The following is a 21,166-nucleotide window of genomic DNA, read 5'->3' on the forward strand; positions in this document are numbered from 1 at the left end:
TCGCGAAAGTAGCTCAGTTGGTAGAGCATAACCTTGCCAAGGTTAGGGTCGCGGGTTCGAATCCCGTCTTTCGCTCGTTCTTTAAAAGGATGCCCGGATGGTGGAATGGTAGACACGAAGGACTTAAAATCCTTTGGCTATAGCAGCTGTGCGGGTTCAAGTCCCGCTTCGGGTACTGGGCATTCGCCAAAAATAAGACTCTGTAAATTAATTATTTATGGGGTCTTTTTTTATATATATACCTTTCATTATGCTTCCGTTTGTTTAAATCATTACGATTGATTGCACATACGTATAACATTCGTTGTAAATAGATTGATGATGTGTTGTACAACCACAGTTTATTCCCTGTAGATAGAATGGAAAATAAAGCCCGTTGATTTCGTCTGAATATGTTACACGGGTTATGCAAAATTACAATGATACGATAGTTAAACGCAGTATAGTCGGAAAGAAAAACGCGTACAAACGCTGGCAGAAGAAAAATGGTAATACCATGGCAACAGAAAAGAACATAACAGAAAAGAAAACATCAGTAGAAAAAGATAAAAAAGAAACTGCTGATACTCTAGTTGAGAGTTGAGAATTGAGAGTTGAGAGTTACGATGCCGCATGGAACTCTCAACTCTCAATTCTCAACTCAAATGAACTGCATTTGCACCCTAAATGAACTGCATTTGCATGCTAAATGAACTGCATTTGAGGTGTAAATGAACTTCATTTGAGGTGTAAATAAACTGCATTTTTGGTTCAGTTAGAGGCTGAATTGAACTAAGATAAAAACACAGAGGTACAGAAACACGGAGCTTATCAAGAATGCCCGTAGGGCATTCATATCAATAGAAAGGCAATGATAATACTCTTCACAACCCGGTACGGGTTGCATCGTATCTACCATGCAACCCGTACCGGGTTGAAGATTAAAACTTATTATTATTCTATTGATATGAATGCCCTACGGGCATTTTCGATAAGCTCCGTGTTTCTGTGTCTCCGTGTTTTTATTCAATTCCAATCTGAGTTGAACAAGAGTGAGGTAAAGGAGGCGATGCCGCATGGTATAGAGAGCTATATTAAAAAAAAGCGAACACTTTAAAAAGTATTCGCTTATGCTTTGTAGCGGGACCGAGAATTGAACTCGGGACCTCATGATTATGAATCATGCGCTCTAACCATCTGAGCTATCCCGCCATCTTTCTGATTGCGGGTGCAAAGTTATGCCTTTTTTTGAATTAGCCAAAACTTTTTTTCGTATTTTCTGTTTTTATTAATAAGATTTTCTTTCAACCCTCTCTACAAGGCTTATATTGAGGGGTAAGATAGAATAGCAATAAATTAATGCAATTTATTATATGAAATTAGAAAAAAGTATTTATCTTGGCACAAACTAAAAGATTTGGACTATGAAAAAAGAAAAAATACATTTGGAATATCTGTTAAATCCCTCTTCTAAGAATTTAATCTGGTCGGCTATTAGCACCCCAACAGGTTTAGAGGAATGGTTTGCCGACAAAGTTCTTTCAGATGATAAAATCGTCACTTTTTTCTGGGGAAAAACAGAAAGCAAACGAGCAGAAATAATTGCGATAAGAGCCTATTCGTATATACGATTCAGATGGCTTGATGAAGAACACGAACGTGATTATTTTGAAATCAAAATGAACAATAGCGAATTGACAAACGATTTCGTTATAGAGGTGATAGATTTTGCCCTTCCAGACGAAGTAGATGATTTGAAAGAATTGTGGGATTCGCAAATTGACACCCTACGAAGAGCCTATGGTTTTTAAATAGATTTACGATTTTGCAATTTACAACCGGAGTTACATTGTAACATATAAATGTAACTTCAGTTGTAAATACCTTAACTTTCAATAAAAACCTTTCACCAATTCCTTTTTTGTGCTAATTTTGCAACCTAAATTCTACCTAAGAATAATACAATGCTTCGCATAAAAAAGTTAGATACATTCATTTTAAAAAGTTTCTCATTACTTTTTATAGGAACCTTTTTCATTTGTCTCTTCATCTTCATGATGCAGTTTTTATGGAGATACGTAGATGAGCTGGTTGGTAAAGGGTTAGAAATGAATATACTGGGGCAGTTTTTTTACTATTCGGCTTTAACCCTTGTGCCAATGGCACTCCCTTTAGCCATACTATTGGCAGCACTTATCACTTTCGGAAATTTTGGAGAACGATACGAACTTCTTGCAATGAAAGCAGCAGGTATTTCATTAATCGAAATAATGAAACCTCTTATTGTTTTAGTTACAATGCTTTGTTGCATCTCTTTCTTTTTCCAAAATGTAGTTGGCCCGCATGCACAATTAAAGCTATATACCCTTTTATACTCAATGCGGCAAAAATCGCCCGAGGTAGAGATACCCGAAGGTGTGTTTTACGATGAACTTCCCGGATTCAATCTATACGTAAAAAAGAAAGACAGGAAAACGGGAATGCTTTATGATCTTATGATATACGATCTTCGCGATGGCCCCGAAAATGCATTAACCATCTATTCGGATTCGGGACGTTTGGAAATGACTGCCGATAAGCAACATTTCTACCTGCATTTATACAATGGAGAGTCGTTTCAAAATGTGAAGCAACAAGCCACCAAAGCCGAAAACATGGCTTACCGAAGAGAAATCTTCAGAGAAAAACATACAATCATTGAGTTCGATTCAGATTTTAATATGATGGATGAAAGCATTATGAGCAACCAATCCATTAGTAAAAACCTGAAAATGCTGGAAACCTCTATCGACTCAATGACAATACTTAGCGATAGTATCGGACGTAATTATTATACGGAAGCAAAAAACGGAATATTTCAAACTACACATTTAAATAAGGAAGACACCGTAAAAATAGAAGAAGCCATTATTGATGATTATAATGTTGACAGTCTATACAACAGGGCTACTTTATCGCAAAAGCAGAAAATATTATCATCGGCATCAACCAGAGCCGATACACAAGGAAGCGAATGGAACTATAAAAGCTACACGATTAAAAATAACGACCATAATATACGCCGCCATAAAACAGAATGGCATAGAAAATACTCTATCTCCCTATCTTGTTTAATCTTCTTTTTCATTGGGGCTCCATTAGGATCTATCATCCGAAAAGGAGGACTGGGAATGCCTGTAATAGCATCCGTTCTGATATTTATCTTTTATTATATAATAGATAATATGGGATACAAGATGGCACGCGATGGTAACTGGATTATGGTAGCTGGGATGTGGTTAAGTACAGCTATTCTGGCCCCTATCGGTTTGTTTCTCACTTATAAATCCAATAAAGATTCTGTTGTATTTAATCTTGATGCATATACAGCATGGATAAAAAGATTTTTTGGTATACGTAGTGTACGAAACTTGTTCCGTAAAGATGTTATAATCAACGATCCGGATTATGTGCGTTTACCTGCCGAGATTGAAAAACTCACCCGGGATTGCCGTAATTATATCGAGAAGCATACACTACACAAAGCCCCCAACTATTTTAAATTGTGGGTAACCGAAAAGCAAGACAAGGAGATTGTACGTATCAATGAACATCTTGAAGAGTTCATCGACGAAATGTCGAATACCCATTCGGCCAGAATATTGGCTTACCTTAACGAATACCCCATAATTCCGAATGCAGCACACACCAAACCTTTCCGGATTGAATGGCTCAATATTGTTACAGGTTTGATATTCCCAGTGGGTCTATTCTTCTATTTCAGAATATGGATTTTCAGGATACGTTTGCTGAAAGACCTTGAAAAAACTATCAAAACAAACCAAAATATACAATTCCTCATAGCCGAGGATCAAAACCTATAGATATGGAAGAAATAAAGTTAAATACAATTGAAGAAGCAATAGCCGATTTTAAAGAAGGCAAATTTGTGATTGTAGTTGACGATGAAGACAGAGAAAACGAAGGCGATTTTATTATTGCTGCCGAAAAAATAACTCCCGAAGCTGTAAACTTTATGATGACTCATGGACGTGGCGTATTATGTGCACCTATCACAGAAGAACGCTGCAAAGAGTTGGAACTGGAAATGCAGGTATCGGCAAATACTTCAATCTACGAAACACCTTTTACTGTTACTGTTGATTTGTTACCTGGCTGTACTACCGGAGTGTCTATGAAAGACCGTGCAGCAACCATCCGCGCATTAGCCGATCCAAATACCAAACCCACAGATTTGGGAAGACCGGGACACCTTAATCCGTTGAGAGCCCGTTCGCGCGGGGTACTTCGCCGTGCCGGTCATACCGAAGCAACAGTAGACCTGGCCCGCTTAGCAGGGTTGTATCCAGCCGGTGCTCTGATTGAAATTATCAACGAAGACGGAACCATGGCTCGTTTACCCCAGCTAATGGAAGTATCTAAAAGATTTGGCATCAAAATTATTACCATAAAAGACCTGATTGCCTATCGGATGGAAAAAGAATCGCTTGTTGAAAGAGGTGTAGAAGTTAATATGCCAACCCAATACGGAAATTTCAAACTGATACCTTTCAAACAGATTTCGAATGGATTGGAACACATGGCCCTTATAAAAGGAACATGGGAAAAAGATGAACCTATCCTTGTACGGGTACACTCTTCTTGTATGACAGGCGACATATTAGGTTCGTGCCGTTGCGATTGTGGCGAACAGTTACACCAAGCAATGGAAATGGTAGAAAAAGCAGGAAAAGGTGCCATCGTTTATATGAATCAGGAAGGCAGAGGTATTGGATTGATGAACAAAATGGCAGCATATAAACTTCAGGAAGAGGGATATGATACTGTTGATGCCAATCTGCACCTGGGTTTTGATGCCGACGAGCGAGATTATGGTGTAGGTGCCCATATCCTCAGAGAAATTGGAGTAACCAAGATGAAACTAATGACCAATAATCCGGTTAAAAGAGTAGGACTTGAGGGCTATGGCTTGGAAATTACAGAAAATGTTCCTATCGAAACCATTCCTAACCAATACAACGAAAAATATTTGAGAACAAAGAAAGAACGTATGGGGCATACGCTGCATTTTAATAAGTAAAAGGTGGTATTGCTTTCATAATTCATAAATATTAGTTTATTTTGCAATAAAATTCAACGAACAACCAAATTATTTAAAACAAAATGAATCAGCTATCAGATCGTTTGAACAGTTTGTCTCCTTCGGAGACGCTTGCAATGTCGCAAAAAAGCGCTGAGCTTAAAGCTCAAGGTATCGATGTAATCAATTTGAGTGTGGGCGAACCCGACTTTAACACTCCTGATTTCATTAAGGAAGCGGCTAAAAAAGCTGTAGATGATAACTATTCTCGTTACTCTCCGGTTCCGGGATATCCTGCTTTACGTGAAGCGATTGTGAAAAAGCTGAAAAATGAAAACGGACTTGATTTCACTGCTGCGCAAATTTCGTGTGCTAACGGTGCAAAACAATCAGTATGTAATGTATTGCTAGCTGTTGTTGGCGCAGGCGATGAAGTTATTATTCCTGCCCCTTATTGGGTAAGCTATCCGGAGATGGTGAAGCTGGCCGAAGGAAAAAGTGTAATCATTCCTGCTGGTATTGAACAGGACTTCAAAATCACTCCCGAACAGTTAGAAGCCGCAATCACACCTAAAACAAAAGCATTGATTCTTTGCTCTCCTTCGAACCCAACAGGTTCGGTATATTCCAAAGATGAACTGGAAGGACTGGCCAAAGTACTTGCCAAACATCCTAATATTATTGTTATTGCCGATGAAATTTATGAGCACATTAACTACATTGGCAAACATCAAAGTATTGCTCAGTTCCCCGAAATTCGCGAACGTGTAGTAATTGTGAATGGTGTATCCAAAGCTTATGCTATGACAGGATGGAGAATCGGTTTCATTGCCGGACCTCAATGGATTGTATCGGCAGTTAACAAATTGCAGGGACAATACACTTCAGGACCATGTTCGGTATCGCAAAAAGCTGCCGAAGCTGCATATACTGGTTCGCAAGAGCCTGTAGAAGAAATGCGCAAAGCATTTGAACGTCGTCGCGACTTAATAGTTAAGCTGGCTAAAGAAATTCCAGGCATTGAAGTGAATGTTCCACAAGGTGCTTTTTATCTTTTCCCAAAATGCAGCTCTTACTTTGGCAAATCGGTTGATGGACAGAAAATTAATGATGCTGGTGAACTGGCTATGTACCTACTCGAAAAAGGCCATGTAGCTTGCGTTGGCGGAGCGGCTTTCGGTGCACCCGAATGTATTCGTATGAGCTATGCTACTTCGGACGAGAATATTGTTGAAGCAATGCGTCGTATAAAAGAGGCGTTGGCAAAACTGCAATAAGTATTCATAAGTCACACATTTATAAATCGAAGGGTGTCAAAAGTTAGGCTTTTGACACCTACCGAGATGTTGTTGGCTTGTTAGTATGAATGCTTAAAGTATCTCCTTTAGTTCCTTTAAATCATATATAACGGTGGTGTCATGTGGAATTCCGGTTCTGTTCTCTATGTTATAGTATACATTATCCATCCCTACTCCTTTTGCTCCCTGAACATCATTAACGTAATTATCTCCAATCATGATAGAGTCTCTTAACTCTGATTGGGTAGCCGATAACGCAAAATGAAATATCTCCGGATAGGGTTTCATAATCCCTATATCTTCAGAAAGAATAATCTTTTTGAAATATCCACCAATGCCAGACGACTGCATCTTTAATGATTGTAATTCCCTGAAACCATTTGATAGGATATACAGATTGTATTTGGGATTCAGGTACTCTAAAACCTCTTTGGTGTTAGGCATTAACTTTTCTTTGGTAGGAACTACTGCAAAGTAATTATCCATAAAGGTTTTCACCAATAAAGGGTTGTTTACCCCAACTTGCTGTAGCGGATGCGAGAAACGCATCTGATTTAATTGTTCCTTTGTAATCTCATTGTGCCCATACAGTTCCCATAGTTCAAGGTTACGTACTTCGTATAAAGAGTAATAATGGGCGAACGAATCGAAATAACGATCGAAGTTGTACTTGTTGTACATTTCCTCAAAGGAATCGCGAGAGTTTTCGGAGAATGCCCAGAGAGTATCGTCCAGGTCGAAGAAGATGTTTTTGTAACGCATCATTTATATTATTATAAAACGCAGATTAACGCGGATTAACGCAGATTGACATTTAATAATCTGCGCTAATCTGCGTTAATCTGCGTTTCAAAAACAATCTTATTTAACCTGTATTACCAGGTATTTAGAAACGCTCCAGAACAACTGAGGATTTGTGATCTGTAAAGTTAACTGTCCTTTATCATCTTTTTCCAGTGCATACGAACCGGATGGATGAGAAGTTAACAGCTCGGCGCGTTTGGTATACAGTTTAATTTCTTTTGTAGTACGAATGTCGATCTGAGTAAAATAATCCTTGTTAAAGTTTCCACTCTTCAGTACATCTCCGCTTTCAAGAATCTTTTGAGATTTCAATTCCGATTTGTTTCCGAAAACAAACCATGCAGCATTCATTTGTTTGTCTTGTTCGGCAACAATTTTGGTCTGCAAATCATTTTCGGCAGTCAGCGAGTCTTTGTCGGCTTGCAAGGTAGTTACTGCGGCGTCGAGTTCTTGAATACGAATATTTTTCGAAGCCAGTTCTTCCTGCAATTCCTCAATGCGTCTGGTTTTTTCGGCTAATTCGGATTGTAACCGTTCAACTGCTTTTTTAAGCTGTGCCGAGTTTGTATTGCTTTTCTTTAACATGCCTTGCAGCTTTGCTATTTCAGCTTTATTTTCTTCCATTGTTTTAGAAATAAACTCAATGTCCGAAGCTATTTGCTGGCGTACAGTTGCTGCGTTTTCGGATACAGACCCACGTTGCAAGTCTACACGGTTTTCGGCTGCACTGATTTGACGGAACCCTTCCTGAATATTATTGAATGTGCTCATCATTTCGTCTAACTCGGCATCACGTTGTGTTAATACAGTGGCCAATGAGTCGTTCTGGGCTTGCAACTTTTTACTTTTACCGGTAACGCCATCACATGAAGCCATTACTACGGTTACACTAATTAATAATAAAAACAACTTTTTCATGTGCTTTACTTTTTAATTTAACTATTAATTGTTTATTCCTTCAATCACTATTACAATTTCACCTCTGGGATCGACCGTGGTGAAGTGTGTTATAAGTTCGGTTAATGTTCCTCTTATGGTTTCTTCGTGCAATTTAGATATTTCGCGCGATACAGTTCCCTGTCTTTCCGCACCGAAATATTCGGCAAATTGATTCAACGTTTTAACCAATCTGTGGGGCGATTCATAAAAAATCATTGTGCGCGACTCTTCGGCCAGAGACTTAAGTCTTGTCATTCTACCTTTTTTCTGTGGCAAGAATCCTTCGAAACAAAACCTATCGTTAGGCAGTCCCGAAGCCACCAGTGCCGGCACAAAAGCTGTAGCCCCTGGTAAACACTCTACTTCAACGCCTTCTCGTACACATTGGCGTACAACCAGAAATCCGGGGTCGGATATTGCCGGTGTGCCTGCATCAGAGATAAGAGCTGCGGTTTCGCCCGCCTTTATTCTATTAACAACAGTTTCAACGGTTTTATGTTCATTAAACTTGTGATGAGAAAACATTGGTTTTTTAATCTCGAAGTGCTTTAGCAAGATACCTGATGTACGGGTATCCTCGGCCAGAATAAAGTCAACCTCTTTTAGCAGACGTATGGCACGGAAAGTCATATCTTCCAGATTGCCAACAGGGGTAGGTATTACATATAACTTGCCCATACAATAAAAAGTATCAGATAAAATATTTCTTTATCAGTTCCTGGAATTCTTCAAAAACTTCGGCACTGTTGGGGTCGTCTTGTTTAACTTCCTCCTTTAGGTAGGTTACTGCACAATCCCAATCCTCCAACTGAACCATTTGGTCTAGTACCAGGTTCATGTGTCCTATGTCTCCATTAAATAATTCGCGCGAGAACCTGAAAGTATCATTCAGGGTAAATGCCTCTTTTAAATTTACGATTGGTTTTATTTGCTGAGCCAGCGTAACAACCGGTTCGTTGGTTTTAATAACAACCTCCTCATCGGTATACAGGGTGGTAACAGGAGGAATTATTGTTTCCTCTTCTTTTTCTTCAACGATAATATCTTCTTCTTTATCTTCTTTTGCAGATAACTTGTCCATTTCCAACAGAAGCCCTTCCAGATGAGTTTGCATCTGATTTATTCTTCTTTTAGTGACTTCAATTAATGCCTCATCCGGTTGGTGAGTTAAATCACGTGTTAAATACCTGATTTCTCTCAAATCTAATTCCAAATCGGCAAGAACCATTTCCATAAATGAATCTGTTATGTTAAGCACGCAAATGTATGAATAAATAATATCTGTTTATTAAAAAAAGGTTATTATTTAACAGTTCTTGCACCTAATCTTCTTTTTTGAACCTGTATTTATAATCTCTTTAAACAAAAATATTACTTTTGCTGATGGTAATTTTCAACTCTCAACAGGATTATGATGCTTTTTTCGGAAGATAATATAAAGGAAACAAATAAGCGTGGACGGATTGAAGTGATATGCGGTTCCATGTTCTCGGGTAAAACAGAAGAGCTGATACGCAGATTGCGTCGCGCAAAGTTTGCCAAACAGCGGGTAGAAATATTTAAACCAGCTATCGACACACGCTATTCGGAAGAGAATGTGGTATCGCATGATAGTACTACGATTGCTTCGACCCCGGTAGATACCTCAGCAAGTATTTTGCTTTTTGCTTCGGAAATTGATGTTGTAGCTATTGACGAGGCCCAATTCTTTGATAAAGGAATTGTTGATGTGTGCGAGAAACTGGCTAATAATGGAATAAGGGTAATTGTTGCCGGATTGGATATGGATTTCATGGGAAAGCCTTTTGGTCCTATGCCCGAACTATGTGCCATTGCCGAAGAGGTTTCTAAAATGCATGCTATTTGTGTAAAGTGTGGTAATCTGGCTAATTTTTCGCACCGCACAGTGGCCAGTGATAAGCAAGTATTGCTTGGTGAAACAGAAAAATACGAACCCTTATGTAGATCGTGTTACTTAAAAACTCAGAAACTTAAAAACTCAAATTATGCTTGAGAAGAAAATTACTTTTGATAGTTTTATCCGCTTTTGTCTCGGATTTGCTATTGTTATTGGTGTACTTACACTTATCGACCGCCTTAGTGGAGTTCTTTTGCCTTTCTTTATTGCATGGTTGATTGCTTACCTTATTTATCCTATTGTAAAATTCTTCCAGTATAAGCTGCGGTTTAAAAATCGGGCCTTATCCATTGCTTGTACCTTATTGCTGTTGCTGATTATCATATTATTAGTAATATGGCTTTTGATACCTCCAATGATTTCGGAGTTCGTAAAAGTAAAAGATTTGCTGGTAACGTTCTTTACTACGGGTATTCAAAACAGTTCGGCAAACGTGCCCGATAGCCTCACAGAGTTTCTGAAAGATAATATTGATATAACTTTGTGGAGTAAGTGGTTTAGCGAAGAGAATATTATGAATACAGTCAGAACTGCGCTACCAAAGTTATGGGTACTGTTTTCCGAGTCGATCAGTGTTATATTCAGTATATTGGCTTCGGCTATTGTAATTTTGTATGTGGTGTTTATTTTGCTCGATTACGAAACAATAGCCACCGGCTGGATACGCTTGATTCCCAGGAAATACCGTTCTTTCTCGCGTAATCTGTTAATGGATGTTGAACAGGGAATGAATAAATATTTTCGTGGTCAGGCATTGGTAGCTCTTTGTGTGGGTATATTGTTTTCTATTGGTTTCCTTATTATTGATTTTCCAATGGCTATTGGTTTGGGGCTATTTATTGGTGCGCTGAATCTTGTTCCTTATCTTCAAATTGTTGGTTTCTTGCCTACAATAATGCTTGCAATTCTTAAAGCTGCCGATACGGGCGAAAACTTCTGGTTTATAATTTTATCCGCCCTCATTGTTTTTGCTGTTGTACAGCTTATCCAAGACGGATACATCGTTCCGCGTATAATGGGAAAGATTACCGGACTGAATCCTGCCATTATTTTATTGTCGTTATCAATATGGGGTTCTCTTATGGGTTTTGTTGGTCTTATCATAGCTTTGCCTTTAACTAGCTTAATCCTTTCTTATTATCATAGGTTTATTATTGGGCACGAACCTATCGTAAAAAAGATACGGAATAAGCCTCAAAAGAAAGAAAAATCCAAGAATTAACTAAAATTAAAACACAGAGTCACAGAGATACAGTTCTTTGTTTTGTGCTTCGTTTTTGCCATAACTCTGTGTTCAGCAATGACGATTTAAGTGGTTAAAGAAGAAAAAATGAGCATAAACCTAAAAATATTTTCATTTCCTATTGTTTTTTAAAGAAATGTCCCTATCTTTGCACCCGCTTAACCGCAATAAAGGATTGATTCGCTAGCTCAGCAGGTAGAGCACAACACTTTTAATGTTGGGGTCCTGGGTTCGAGCCCCAGGCGGATCACAGAAGAATATCGCCAAACGGCGATAAAAAGAGACAAGTCCTACAATATCAACGTATTGTAGGACTTTTTTTATTGTTTCAGTCTTGCTTAAAAGACAAAAAAGGGGCACGAAAAGACACGGTTGAGTATCCAAATCGTACCCCCTTCCCCCCCAAAAAAACGATTAGGGGGCAGTTCATTCGCTCGTTAGCAACGTCATTTATAAATCTTTTGTTGGTGCTTGCAAAATTTCAAATGTTTCATTGAGACTATTACAATTAGTATTTAAAACAATCCGTATTTTGCAAGGCATATTATATCTCTTATTATTATTCCATACTTGGATAGATAGAATATTCTCTTTCAATTCAAACTTTACATCTTTATAGTTGGAATACAAACAATTTATTTGGTCATTGTATTCTATATAAATTTCATCTTCATACGAAAGTCTTGAAATTGAAATGTAGTTATCACCTTTTATGAATGAAACTTCTATTATTTCTATCCAATATTCTTTTGGATTAATCTCTAATCTATTACACTCAAATATCAGAATTTCAGATTCATTATCAGTAAGCTCTTTCATATTTCTGTTTTTATATTGATTACATTCTCGTTGCTAATTATTCAATAACCACACCTTATAGTGTAGTTCCTAATCTCTAATAGGTCATAATCTAATCATCATCCAAACTATCCAACGGGTTTGGAACTTTGGCTTTGTAAGCATTAGACACGTGCAAATAAATTGAGGTCGTCTTTATATCGTTATGCCCCATAAGCTCCTGAATGGTTCTTAGGTCAGTCCCTCGTTCCAGCAGGTGAGTAGCGAAAGTATGTCGAAGCATGTGCAAATGTACCCGGTGTTTTATTCCGGCTTTTCTTGCCTAGTATGATAAAAATATCTGCCGCTTCATTTGAACTTCATTTTAGTTAGTACAAATTCACATTGTTTTATTACATCATCGTTATTTCTCGATTTAATATTATCAATTCTTTATTTTTTATTCCTCGTTCGGTCATTGGATAGAAAACAACAGCATAGCCATTTTCAACGGTTTTGTTTACACTCGAAATACACAAATTTTCGTTATTCATTTGTAAAACCTCGTTTGTGAGCAGGTTTTTGTAGCCTTTTTCACCTTTGCTGTAAAACAATTCTAAAATTTGGTCGTTTTTTATGGTAAACCAACCGTTGCCCAAATCTCCATTGAATGTTGCCACGTATGTATCTGCCGATATTTTAACTGGTTTCCACGTGTTGTAAAATTCACCGCCAATGTCAGCCAGTTTTTTACTTTCGCATTTTCCGTTTGGGGAAACAATTTCGAGCGAAATTTCGCCTCCTTTTGCACACCAAATATATGAGTTTTCGTTGAAAGACAGGTTAAATATTTCGGAAAAGCAGTTCTTGGTTGGCTGTATTTTTCTTTCGCGAACAACATTTCCTTTTTCGTCAATTTGCCTATGCAGCCAACTTTTGCCGTCGTTTGCTAATAAGTGAATTTCGTTATCGGCTATAAAAATTTTGTTGTTTCTTGGCAATGAAATTTTGACATTATGTTTTTTCTTAATTGCGCCGTTTTTAAATTCAACAGCAAGAAGCTTGTCGGGTTTCGTGTCCGACCAAAGGTCAACATCATAAAATATGGAAAATAATTTTGTAGTACCAATGAATTTCCCTACGAAGGGTCGACTGCCTTTTGGCAAATCTATACTTTCTCTATTGAAAACAGGTATGCTTATTTCCAACTCTTTGTCAGGATCATAGGGCACAACAGAAACGTATGCCTCATTTTCAGGGCTTAAAAATAACATGGGTAAAATTCCGTCATTTTCAGCAAAACTTTCGTGCTTCCCCTCCTTGTCAACGACGGTATAGACCAATTTGTAAGTTTCGTTTTTAGCATAAACATAATTTGCCAAAAGTGTTTTGCTTTCAAAACTGATTGAGCCGTGCTCAGAAATTCCACTCTCTGTAAGCAAAGTGGTTATCGTTCCAAAATCCGTTTTTACAACGGTTGATTTGAATGGATTTACTTCTTCTAATTTTTTCATATCTTTTCCTTTTTAAAATTATTCATATTCCAGAATGGAAGGAGTTAAAGGGAGTTATCAGGAATTTATAGCTCTAAGATACTTCAAAGCATCTAAAGCTTTAACTCCTTTAACTTCTAGCGAAGCGATAACTCCTTCCATTCTATAGGCTAAATGCGTATTGCGCAAAAATACTAAAAGTCTGGGATACGGATAACAACAATATGACGATCTGTTAATAAAGAGTTTGCCATAATACCAGCAAAAAGTTATATTTGCAGATAATATTCAATAAAATGAAGTGTTATTTACTTTTCATACTATTATCATTATCTACTTGTTCCTTTGGGCAAAATCAAATTGCACAATCTCAAGTTGACTATTCAAAAGAAATTCTTGGATGTTGGGAGAATATAGATATTATTGCAGAGGTAGAATCTAATTATGAGATGTTCGACACTCTTACATTTAAAGTATTAGATGATTGGATTTCCAAATTGAAAGCAAAAACAGTATACAAATTTCACACAGACAACAATGGTAAGGCCTATACCAAAGATAAATCTTATTTTGATTATCCAATCTCTTATATCCTGGACAACGATCGTTTTTTGTACAAAGAATTGGTTAGAAACAGCCCAACTGTGGAATTTAATATAAAAATATTGAATGACACATTGTATTTAACAGACCATGATATTTCTAAATATCAATTGTTGTTAAAATGGACTGATTGGGAATTTAACATAGCTGATGATATACCTAAAAATTTAGTTTGCAAGAAATTCATCATTACATATGTTTATAAAAAATGTGAGACTTGTGACTTTTATGAGGATTAGATGGCTAATTATCCTGTACATGTTAGTCCATAAAATAACCAGTTACTATTTTTCTTTATGAACCAATACAGCCTTGAATGTTCAAATATGTCATTGTTTATAGTTATGGAAATGCGTATACAATTTACCTCTTGACCTGTATATGTTTCAATCCATTTAAGTCCCGTCTCGTCTTTAACAAAAAAAGCAACATCCTTATTGATTGTTTTCTCGTTGATTGCTTGAGTGAAATATTTATCAAACAATTTATTTAAGTTGTTAAGTATCTCTTTAGGGGTTATGTTTACATCAAACTCTTTATCTAAATAGGCATAAATACAATCGCCAAATATATTATCATTCACTAAAGTAGGATCCTTGGTTTTCTGCAATTTCAGTACATCCCTTCTTAATTCTGAAACAATAGCAAGAGTGTCTATCTGTTGTTTTTCCACATTACTAGCATGTAATGATGGTAGTAAGCATAGTAGATTAGAGCATAACAATAGCTTTATAAGCACTTTGGGATTTATCAGCATAATTCGTTTATTGGTAATTTACCACAAATGTAACAATTAACTTCTGGGGATTGATAAAATATACTTTATTAAAGAAGAAAAGATTCTGATTAATAATGAGGGCGTATTAAAATGTCAACATTAAAACGCCTTTTGAAATTTTTCTAACTCATCCACCAATTCTTTAGATTCCAGCCTCATAATAGTATCTTCTAAGTTACCGAAATCAAAAAGTCCAATACTTCCATACCAAACTATCCGGTCATCTACAACAATATACTTTTGATAAATATCTGTTTTTTGTATAACTGTTAGTTTTGTTTGAAGGATTTCAATGTATTTTCTTACCTGTTCTTGTCCTTTGTATGATTCTATTGGTTGTGTAATAACAGTAATCGATACTCCTGCTTGTAGAGGAACTTTCAGCCATTCAAGTACCACTCCGAGCTGTTTCTTTCGAATATAGGGGCATACTATCCTAATTTCGTTTTTTGCCTCTATAAAATCATTTTTTATTGCAGAGACAAAAGTATTACTATCATAAATCATACTGATTCTATCTGGTTCATTCTTTGATGATAAAACTTTATAGCCAATTTGAGCATAGCCTGTTAATCGTTTGTGATACATTCTTTCTAAAACAGGAATATGAATATCTACATAATCATAAACAACAGCATCCTGCTTGCCAGGGTATTCACGATGCAAACGTCCAGCATATTGCGCCAATGTTCCTTTCCAAGCAATCGGAGAAGCAAGAAACAAAGTATCCAAGCGTGGATAATCAAATCCCTCACCAATGTATTTTCCAGTAGCAATAATAATAAGTTTTTCATCTTGTGAAACAATTGCTAATGATTCCATCATTTTGCTTTTTACTTTTGCTGAGTTGGCTCCAACAAGAGTGAGAATTTGTGCATTGGTTTTATTCTCAAGAATGGCGGCCAACTGAATGACATGTTCTTTTCGCTGAGTTAGTATGATGGGTGTTCTACCATTCGCTACAGCTTCACATACATCGGTGGCTATCTGTTGATTACGAAGTTCATCTTCTGCAAGAGCCGCGTATATTTTTGTAATGTGCCAATCAGACTCCACTTGCGTAAAGGGTTTTCGGAATCTGGTAAAGCTGGGTGTTACATAATGCTCAAAGTTTCGTTTACTAGCTTGTTCTTTTGCACTAACATTATACCGTATCGGCCCACATTGCATAAAGGTAATAGGATGTTGTCCATCTTGTCGTTTGGGGGTCGCAGTCAACCCATAGACATACTGGGCATTTGCTTTGCTAAGTACTTTTTCATAATTAAGTGAAGAAGCATGATGACATTCGTCAACTATTACCATACCGTAACTCTTTACGATATCATCCACTTCATTGTCATGAACTAAACTTTGTACAAGTGCAATATCTATAATTCCTGATGAGGTATTTTTTCCAGAGCCTATCTGACCAATTATAGAATGGACTTTCTTTCGTCCCCGCTTCTTTTCTGGTTCTGGTAAAGATTCGTTTATTTCAAGAAATTCTTCTAATGCTTTCTTCCATTGGTCACATAACGTTTGTAAATGAACTAAAATCAAAGTATTGCATTTTCTATTTGCTATGAGCGAAGCCCCAATCACTGTTTTTCCGAAAGCTGTTGGAACAGATAATATACCATTTTCATATTGAAGTAAAGTATCTTTAGCAGATTGTTGTTCCTCCCGAAGCAAGCCATTGAAACTGACATTAATCAACTTTCCCTTGTTCCGTTTATCATCAAAAACATACTCTATTTTTAAATTTTCAAGCAAATGAATAAGTGAAGAATAACAACCTCGTGGAATTCCAATATATTTATCCGTTTCTTCTAACGAATAGATAATTCTGGGAATACCATAAGTAGACATCCGCATCTTTTGTGTTTTATAAAACAATGGATTAGAAAATGCAGCCAACCGCTTAATACGATTGAGTGCTCGCGGACTTATTCCGTCTTTAGAGATATATAAACGGTTTGAATCAACAATTGTTAGAGTATCTGGAAAATCTTTCTTTTCAAGAATACTTTCAGTGCTCTTATTTTCCCAAGGCTTGAATAAGTTTAATGAATTATCTTCTTCATGCTCCAAATGACCAAGTTCGCCCAATCCATTTCCTTTGCATAATACAACAAGCATATTTTCGATTTCTTCCAAGCTTATTTTTCTAATAGAAGACAAATAAGCCCATTGATCAGGATAGCTCAGAAAGTTTTCATCTATAAATTCACTGTTCCCATTTTTACGGGCTCCCCCTTGTAATGGTAATGCAATTAAATTTCCAAAACCTCCTTTAGGCATAAAATCCTGATTAGGAAACATTCGATCATATGAGGTAAAACGTATTTCATGCCTTACTGACATGGCTTTTGTTAAAAGTGCGTTTCCCAATCTTCGCGCGGATATTGCTGGCACAGGCTCTTCAAAGAATATCCATGCATGTGCCCCATTTCCTGAACGAGATCGTTCGATGGCTACTGGAATACTGTATGTTTCGCATATGGAGCGAAATGTGCCTATATCTTCTTCCCATTTCTCTTCATCAAAATCAACAGCTAGAAATAAGCAATTGTCATTTAATAGAAGTGGATAAATGCCAACAATGCCAATACCATGTTCGTCTTTGTTTCGCAAATGGCTATTGATTACTTCTTTTGTTAAAGGCAACAAGTGTCTGTTAGGACAATCTTTGCATTTGACACGTGTCTTGTCGCAAAAACCTCTTACCCATTCGTTTTTGCATGCTGGTATGTAATAACTGCTCCCATGTTTCTTGCTGTAGCATCGTTTAGCATATACATCTGTTCGTCCTTGAAATAATGATTGAAATAACTCTATTTTTTCATCGGGAGTACTGTATTTGTTGATTGAGGGGACATGGGGCTTTTTAATATTACTTTGTTCTGGAATATCCGAAACCGGAGGGGTTTCTTGTGGGATATATTCCCTTTGAGAAATCCCCAGTATTTTCCGCAGCCTTTCATTCTCAGCCTCTAGTTCTGCGACACGCTTTCGTAAGTCAGATTCTGACATGTTCATTATTACATCATCGTTCTTTGTCAATGCACATTACTATTAGCATGTAATGATGGCAGTAAGAATAGCAGATTAGAGCATAACAATAGCTTTATAAGCACTTTGGGATTTATCAGCATAATTCGTTTATTGGTAATTTAGGTAATTTACCACAAATGTAACGATTAACTTCTGGGTATTGATAAAATATGCTTTATTAAAGAAGAAAAGATTCTGATTAACAATGAGGGCGTATCAAATTAATACGCCCTCATTATAAATCAGTATTTTAGAAGAAACTATCTTTCGAATTAAACAATTTCTTTTCGTTTAAGCGAACTACCTTTCCAAATTTCTTTAGTTCATCCATATTGATGTCTTTGGGATTTCCCATAATACCTATTGCAATAGGCTTGTCTTTAATGTTTTCTTTGTAGTATTTTACAATATCATCAAAGGTTAAAGCATCAATTTTAGGCAGGTTTTCTTTGGCAGGGTCTTGGGTGTAACCTTTTCTTTTATAACCTTCAAAAAACTGTGATTTATAACGTATATAGGGTTGAGAAGTCAACGCTTCCTGACGTAAATAGCTCTTGATATTATCAATACGTTCCGGATTTTCGGGCATATTACGCAGCAAATCCATATAAAGAGTCAAAGCTTCAATCGCCTTGTCGTTCTGAGTACCGATTTGTCCGACAAAACAGCTAGGATGATTTGGTAATACAGGTGTAGCCACAGCACCATAAGCTGTATAAACCATCGAACGTTTTTCTCTAAGTTCCAATAACACTAATCCATTGAAACTACCCGAAAAGTATTGATAAAATGCATCGTTAAGCACATCATTTTCTTTATTATAATCAATTGTTGGCATAAAGAAATATATCTGTGCCTGTTCGGCTTGTGTATTTGGTAAAAAATAGACAGTATTTTCGGCTACCTCGGCAAACTTCGTCACTGTTGGTGATTGTGATGGTTTTTCGTTAGCAACCAATGGCAGATTTTTACTTAATATATCATACACAGTTTCAAAGGGCATGGAACCAGTATAATGTATTTCGGTTTCATAGTTTGAAGCCCGATTTATATCTCCCGTTAGTTCCGAAATCGAAAGTTCAATAATTTCTTTATCTGTAAGTTCATCGATGTACTGAGAGTTATCCTGATAGCGAATGTATTGCATCAGTGCATCTCCCAATGTTTGTACATTGTCTTTACGTTGCTGACGAGCTCCTAGAATACTACCTCTTATGTTATTCAATTGCTTATCATCTAGTTTGGGCATCAATATCTGGCGTGCCAATAACTGACAAGCTTCGGCAAGACTTCCTTCGTATCCTTGCATGGTAATGGTCAGATAATCTTTCGTTGCCGACACACGGCTGGTTACATTTAACCGGCTGAATTCTTTCTTTAATTCCTGTGGTTCAAAGGCGCCCATAACTCCAGCATTGTTCATCAAATCGGCAGCAACCCCCAACTTGGGATATTCTTTTGTTCCTACTCCATACTTAAGGGTTAATGTAAACACTTCGTTTTCAGTATGAGGCGTATAAAACACTTTGGAACGGTCGTTAATTTGCTTTATTTGTACTTCGTCAAAATTCATGAACTTTTCTTCCACAGCTCCAATAGGCATGTTTTTAAATTGTTGGCCATAAAGAGATTGTTTACCTACTGGTGCTTCAACCGGTTTAAAACCGGGTTTTTGTATCTTTTCTTTTTTATCATTTTTTCCTTTTTCTGTGTGTAAAGCGATGTAATTGTCCGAAAGGTATTGTTTGGCTACACGTTTAATATCATCTACAGTTACAGCCATTATTTCCTCTTTATACTCTAACACAGACGAAAGTTCTTCTTCATTTATAAAAGCATCAAGTAACATATCAGCACGATTTTCATTTGATTCCAAAGCGAGGTCATACTGCCGACACATATTTATCTTAATTGCTTCAATGAGCCATTCATCAAACTTACCATTACTTACATCTTCAATGGCTTTTAGTAGTTTTTTCTCTGCTGCTTTATTAGAGTCAAAGCGTCTCTGGTTCTGATCGTACAATGGAATTGCTTCTACAATACAGCGACCTTGTTCACGGAAAGAAGCGAGACTGGCTCCTCCATACATAAGTTCTCCATCAATAGTTAACTTATCTAATGCTCCTGTACCGCTGTTGTTTCTTAATAAAGACAAGGCTATTTTCAATGCTTTCTCATCGGGATGCCCTACAGGTACACCCGGGTAAACAAGAATTGCCATCGGATAATTTCCTACTTTAGCCGAGTATTGTTTACGGCCTTTAATATCAAGATCAGGATACACTTTCCGTTCGGGAGTTTTTTTTGCAGGTAGTTTGCCAAAAGAAGCAGCAATACGAGTACTTATTTGTTCTGCTTTAATGTTACCAACTAGTATAAGCACCATATTTTCAGGTGTGTACCAATCTTCATAGAATTTAATAAGTTCGCTAATCCGGGGATTTTTTAAGTGTTCCGGTAATCCTAACACATTGCGTGCATATGGATGTCCCTCAAATGCTTTGCTCCGTATATATTCAGACAATGCTCTACCTGGGCTATCCTGGCCACGATTATATTCTTCGTAAACTGTTTCCAGTTCTGTTTGGAAGGTACGGAATACCGGATTAATAAAACGCTGCGAGGATATTTCCAACCATTTATTAATTTGATAGGCCGGGAATGAATTATGATAAAGTGTATAATCAAGACTTGTTCCGGCATTTACATCTTTTGCACCCATACTTTCCATCAAGTTGGAATATTCGTTGGATACACTTACTTTTGCTGCTGCAATGGTTAATTCATTAATCTCTGCATTTATAGCTTTCTTTTTTTCGGGGTCGATTTCATTAGCCATCTCGTCGTATTTGGCAATAATCTGCTCGTAAATGGGTTTTTCTTCTTCCCAGTTCAGAGTACTGATTTTTTGTGTGCCTTTAAACATGAGGTGTTCAAGGTAATGGGCAAGTCCTGTGTATTGTTCAGGATCATTAACAGAACCAGCGCGAACGCCAACTACACCGTATACATCGGATTGAGTGTCATCTTCCCAAATAAAAACGGAAAGACCGTTTTTAAGTTTAAAGGCTTTGAGACCTTGAGCATAAGTAATGGTACTTATACCAATGAGTAGTGTTAATACTAGAATAAGTTTTTTCATGGGTTAAGTATAAAGAAATTCTATAATATTCAATACTATAAAGGGGCGCACTATATGACACCCCTTTATCTTT

At 37.0% G+C, this 21,166-nt stretch carries 17 protein-coding genes, 4 tRNA genes and 1 pseudogene; 11 read left to right on the forward strand and 11 right to left on the reverse strand.

Annotated elements, in window-relative coordinates; genetic code table 11:
- Positions 1-2: 2 nt before the first annotated feature.
- The 3 genes from D0T85_RS14300 to D0T85_RS14310 all read left to right on the forward strand — a co-directional run bounded on the left by D0T85_RS14300 (position 3) and on the right by D0T85_RS14310 (position 583).
- Positions 3-75, forward strand: a tRNA-Gly gene (locus D0T85_RS14300).
- A gap of 16 nt (positions 76-91) precedes the next feature.
- Positions 92-175 (forward strand) — tRNA-Leu (locus D0T85_RS14305).
- Positions 176-406: 231 nt separating this feature from the next.
- Complete coding sequence (locus tag D0T85_RS14310) at positions 407-583, forward strand: hypothetical protein (RefSeq protein ID WP_163214206.1); 177 nt, start codon at positions 407-409, stop codon at positions 581-583.
- Between the two features lie 534 nt (positions 584-1,117).
- Here D0T85_RS14310 and D0T85_RS14315 read toward each other — a convergent pair.
- Positions 1,118-1,191, reverse strand: a tRNA-Met gene (locus tag D0T85_RS14315).
- A gap of 212 nt (positions 1,192-1,403) precedes the next feature.
- Here D0T85_RS14315 and D0T85_RS14320 point away from each other — a divergent pair.
- The 4 genes from D0T85_RS14320 to D0T85_RS14335 all read left to right on the forward strand — a co-directional run bounded on the left by D0T85_RS14320 (position 1,404) and on the right by D0T85_RS14335 (position 6,336).
- On the forward strand, positions 1,404-1,790 hold the full coding sequence (locus tag D0T85_RS14320) for an START-like domain-containing protein (RefSeq protein WP_163214207.1): 387 nt from the start codon (positions 1,404-1,406) through the stop codon (positions 1,788-1,790).
- A gap of 153 nt (positions 1,791-1,943) precedes the next feature.
- Positions 1,944-3,842: an LptF/LptG family permease gene (locus D0T85_RS14325; protein WP_163214208.1), complete on the forward strand. Its 1,899-nt coding sequence runs from the start codon at positions 1,944-1,946 to the stop codon at positions 3,840-3,842.
- Positions 3,843-3,844: 2 nt separating this feature from the next.
- On the forward strand, positions 3,845-5,059 hold the full coding sequence (locus D0T85_RS14330) for a bifunctional 3,4-dihydroxy-2-butanone-4-phosphate synthase/GTP cyclohydrolase II (RefSeq protein WP_163214209.1): 1,215 nt from the start codon (positions 3,845-3,847) through the stop codon (positions 5,057-5,059).
- Between the two features lie 83 nt (positions 5,060-5,142).
- Positions 5,143-6,336, forward strand: a complete 1,194-nt coding sequence (locus tag D0T85_RS14335; RefSeq protein ID WP_163214210.1) for a pyridoxal phosphate-dependent aminotransferase — start codon at positions 5,143-5,145, stop codon at positions 6,334-6,336.
- A gap of 93 nt (positions 6,337-6,429) precedes the next feature.
- Here the strand turns inward: D0T85_RS14335 and D0T85_RS14340 are convergent, their stop codons facing one another.
- The 4 genes from D0T85_RS14340 to D0T85_RS14355 all read right to left on the reverse strand — a co-directional run bounded on the left by D0T85_RS14340 (position 6,430) and on the right by D0T85_RS14355 (position 9,334).
- Positions 6,430-7,119 (reverse strand): YjjG family noncanonical pyrimidine nucleotidase, encoded by a 690-nt coding sequence (locus D0T85_RS14340; protein ID WP_163214253.1) that lies wholly within the window; start codon positions 7,117-7,119, stop codon positions 6,430-6,432.
- A 99-nt stretch (positions 7,120-7,218) separates the two neighbouring features.
- Positions 7,219-8,079, reverse strand: coding sequence for a hypothetical protein (locus D0T85_RS14345; protein WP_163214211.1), 861 nt, complete (start codon positions 8,077-8,079; stop codon positions 7,219-7,221).
- Between the two features lie 24 nt (positions 8,080-8,103).
- The gene (gene rsmI / locus D0T85_RS14350; protein ID WP_163214212.1) at positions 8,104-8,778 is read right to left on the reverse strand and encodes a 16S rRNA (cytidine(1402)-2'-O)-methyltransferase; all 675 of its coding nucleotides are present in this window, start codon (positions 8,776-8,778) and stop codon (positions 8,104-8,106) included.
- A gap of 13 nt (positions 8,779-8,791) precedes the next feature.
- Entirely contained in the window at positions 8,792-9,334 is a 543-nt protein-coding gene (locus tag D0T85_RS14355; protein WP_163214213.1) for a hypothetical protein, read from the reverse strand.
- Positions 9,335-9,511: 177 nt separating this feature from the next.
- Here D0T85_RS14355 and D0T85_RS14360 point away from each other — a divergent pair, with 177 nt between their 5' ends.
- From D0T85_RS14360 to D0T85_RS14370, 3 genes are all read left to right on the forward strand, one after another.
- Complete coding sequence (locus D0T85_RS14360; RefSeq protein ID WP_163214214.1) at positions 9,512-10,114, forward strand: thymidine kinase; 603 nt, start codon at positions 9,512-9,514, stop codon at positions 10,112-10,114.
- Positions 10,107-11,240 carry an AI-2E family transporter gene (locus D0T85_RS14365; protein ID WP_163214215.1) on the forward strand — a complete coding sequence of 378 codons (1,134 nt, stop codon included), beginning with the start codon at positions 10,107-10,109 and terminating at the stop codon, positions 11,238-11,240. The genes D0T85_RS14360 and D0T85_RS14365 overlap by 8 nt, the downstream gene beginning before the upstream one ends.
- A 198-nt stretch (positions 11,241-11,438) precedes the next feature.
- Positions 11,439-11,511 (forward strand) — tRNA-Lys (locus D0T85_RS14370).
- Between the two features lie 200 nt (positions 11,512-11,711).
- On the opposite strand, the gene D0T85_RS14375 is transcribed toward D0T85_RS14370, so the two are convergent.
- The 3 genes and pseudogenes from D0T85_RS14375 to D0T85_RS14385 all read right to left on the reverse strand — a co-directional run bounded on the left by D0T85_RS14375 (position 11,712) and on the right by D0T85_RS14385 (position 13,552).
- Positions 11,712-12,080 carry a hypothetical protein gene (locus D0T85_RS14375; protein ID WP_163214216.1) on the reverse strand — a complete coding sequence of 123 codons (369 nt, stop codon included), beginning with the start codon at positions 12,078-12,080 and terminating at the stop codon, positions 11,712-11,714.
- A 91-nt stretch (positions 12,081-12,171) separates the two neighbouring features.
- Positions 12,172-12,381 (reverse strand): annotated as a pseudogene (locus D0T85_RS14380) (tyrosine-type recombinase/integrase); the annotation flags it as partial.
- Between the two features lie 70 nt (positions 12,382-12,451).
- The gene (locus D0T85_RS14385; protein WP_163214217.1) at positions 12,452-13,552 is read right to left on the reverse strand and encodes a hypothetical protein; all 1,101 of its coding nucleotides are present in this window, start codon (positions 13,550-13,552) and stop codon (positions 12,452-12,454) included.
- A 275-nt stretch (positions 13,553-13,827) separates the two neighbouring features.
- On the opposite strand from D0T85_RS14385, the gene D0T85_RS14390 reads away from it, so the two are divergent.
- Positions 13,828-14,373: a hypothetical protein gene (locus D0T85_RS14390; protein ID WP_163214218.1), complete on the forward strand. Its 546-nt coding sequence runs from the start codon at positions 13,828-13,830 to the stop codon at positions 14,371-14,373.
- Between the two features lie 8 nt (positions 14,374-14,381).
- Here the strand turns inward: D0T85_RS14390 and D0T85_RS14395 are convergent, their stop codons facing one another.
- The 3 genes from D0T85_RS14395 to D0T85_RS14405 all read right to left on the reverse strand — a co-directional run bounded on the left by D0T85_RS14395 (position 14,382) and on the right by D0T85_RS14405 (position 21,093).
- The gene (locus tag D0T85_RS14395) at positions 14,382-14,807 is read right to left on the reverse strand and encodes a hypothetical protein (RefSeq protein ID WP_163214219.1); all 426 of its coding nucleotides are present in this window, start codon (positions 14,805-14,807) and stop codon (positions 14,382-14,384) included.
- A 204-nt stretch (positions 14,808-15,011) separates the two neighbouring features.
- Positions 15,012-17,957, reverse strand: coding sequence for a DEAD/DEAH box helicase family protein (locus D0T85_RS14400; RefSeq protein ID WP_203558489.1), 2,946 nt, complete (start codon positions 17,955-17,957; stop codon positions 15,012-15,014).
- A 241-nt stretch (positions 17,958-18,198) separates the two neighbouring features.
- The gene (locus D0T85_RS14405) at positions 18,199-21,093 is read right to left on the reverse strand and encodes a pitrilysin family protein (protein ID WP_163214220.1); all 2,895 of its coding nucleotides are present in this window, start codon (positions 21,091-21,093) and stop codon (positions 18,199-18,201) included.
- Positions 21,094-21,166 lie beyond the last annotated feature (73 nt).

The sequence above is a fragment of the Bacteroides sp. 519 genome (assembly GCF_010500955.1).
Classification (GTDB): Bacteria; Bacteroidota; Bacteroidia; order Bacteroidales; family Bacteroidaceae; genus Bacteroides.

What these genes read in the sequence shown, in the direction of transcription:
- D0T85_RS14310 (WP_163214206.1), top strand. Translation starts at nt 407, where the DNA reads ATGCAAAATTACAATGATACGATAGTTAAACGCAGTATAGTCGGAAAG.
- D0T85_RS14320 (WP_163214207.1), top strand. Translation starts at nt 1,404, where the DNA reads ATGAAAAAAGAAAAAATACATTTGGAATATCTGTTAAATCCCTCTTCT.
- D0T85_RS14325 (WP_163214208.1), top strand. Translation starts at nt 1,944, where the DNA reads ATGCTTCGCATAAAAAAGTTAGATACATTCATTTTAAAAAGTTTCTCA.
- D0T85_RS14330 (WP_163214209.1), top strand. Translation starts at nt 3,845, where the DNA reads ATGGAAGAAATAAAGTTAAATACAATTGAAGAAGCAATAGCCGATTTT.
- D0T85_RS14335 (WP_163214210.1), top strand. Translation starts at nt 5,143, where the DNA reads ATGAATCAGCTATCAGATCGTTTGAACAGTTTGTCTCCTTCGGAGACG.
- D0T85_RS14340 (WP_163214253.1), bottom strand. Translation starts at nt 7,119, where the DNA reads ATGCGTTACAAAAACATCTTCTTCGACCTGGACGATACTCTCTGGGCA.
- D0T85_RS14345 (WP_163214211.1), bottom strand. Translation starts at nt 8,079, where the DNA reads ATGAAAAAGTTGTTTTTATTATTAATTAGTGTAACCGTAGTAATGGCT.
- rsmI (WP_163214212.1), bottom strand. Translation starts at nt 8,778, where the DNA reads ATGGGCAAGTTATATGTAATACCTACCCCTGTTGGCAATCTGGAAGAT.
- D0T85_RS14355 (WP_163214213.1), bottom strand. Translation starts at nt 9,334, where the DNA reads ATGGAAATGGTTCTTGCCGATTTGGAATTAGATTTGAGAGAAATCAGG.
- D0T85_RS14360 (WP_163214214.1), top strand. Translation starts at nt 9,512, where the DNA reads ATGATGCTTTTTTCGGAAGATAATATAAAGGAAACAAATAAGCGTGGA.
- D0T85_RS14365 (WP_163214215.1), top strand. Translation starts at nt 10,107, where the DNA reads ATGCTTGAGAAGAAAATTACTTTTGATAGTTTTATCCGCTTTTGTCTC.
- D0T85_RS14375 (WP_163214216.1), bottom strand. Translation starts at nt 12,080, where the DNA reads ATGAAAGAGCTTACTGATAATGAATCTGAAATTCTGATATTTGAGTGT.
- D0T85_RS14385 (WP_163214217.1), bottom strand. Translation starts at nt 13,552, where the DNA reads ATGAAAAAATTAGAAGAAGTAAATCCATTCAAATCAACCGTTGTAAAA.
- D0T85_RS14390 (WP_163214218.1), top strand. Translation starts at nt 13,828, where the DNA reads ATGAAGTGTTATTTACTTTTCATACTATTATCATTATCTACTTGTTCC.
- D0T85_RS14405 (WP_163214220.1), bottom strand. Translation starts at nt 21,093, where the DNA reads ATGAAAAAACTTATTCTAGTATTAACACTACTCATTGGTATAAGTACC.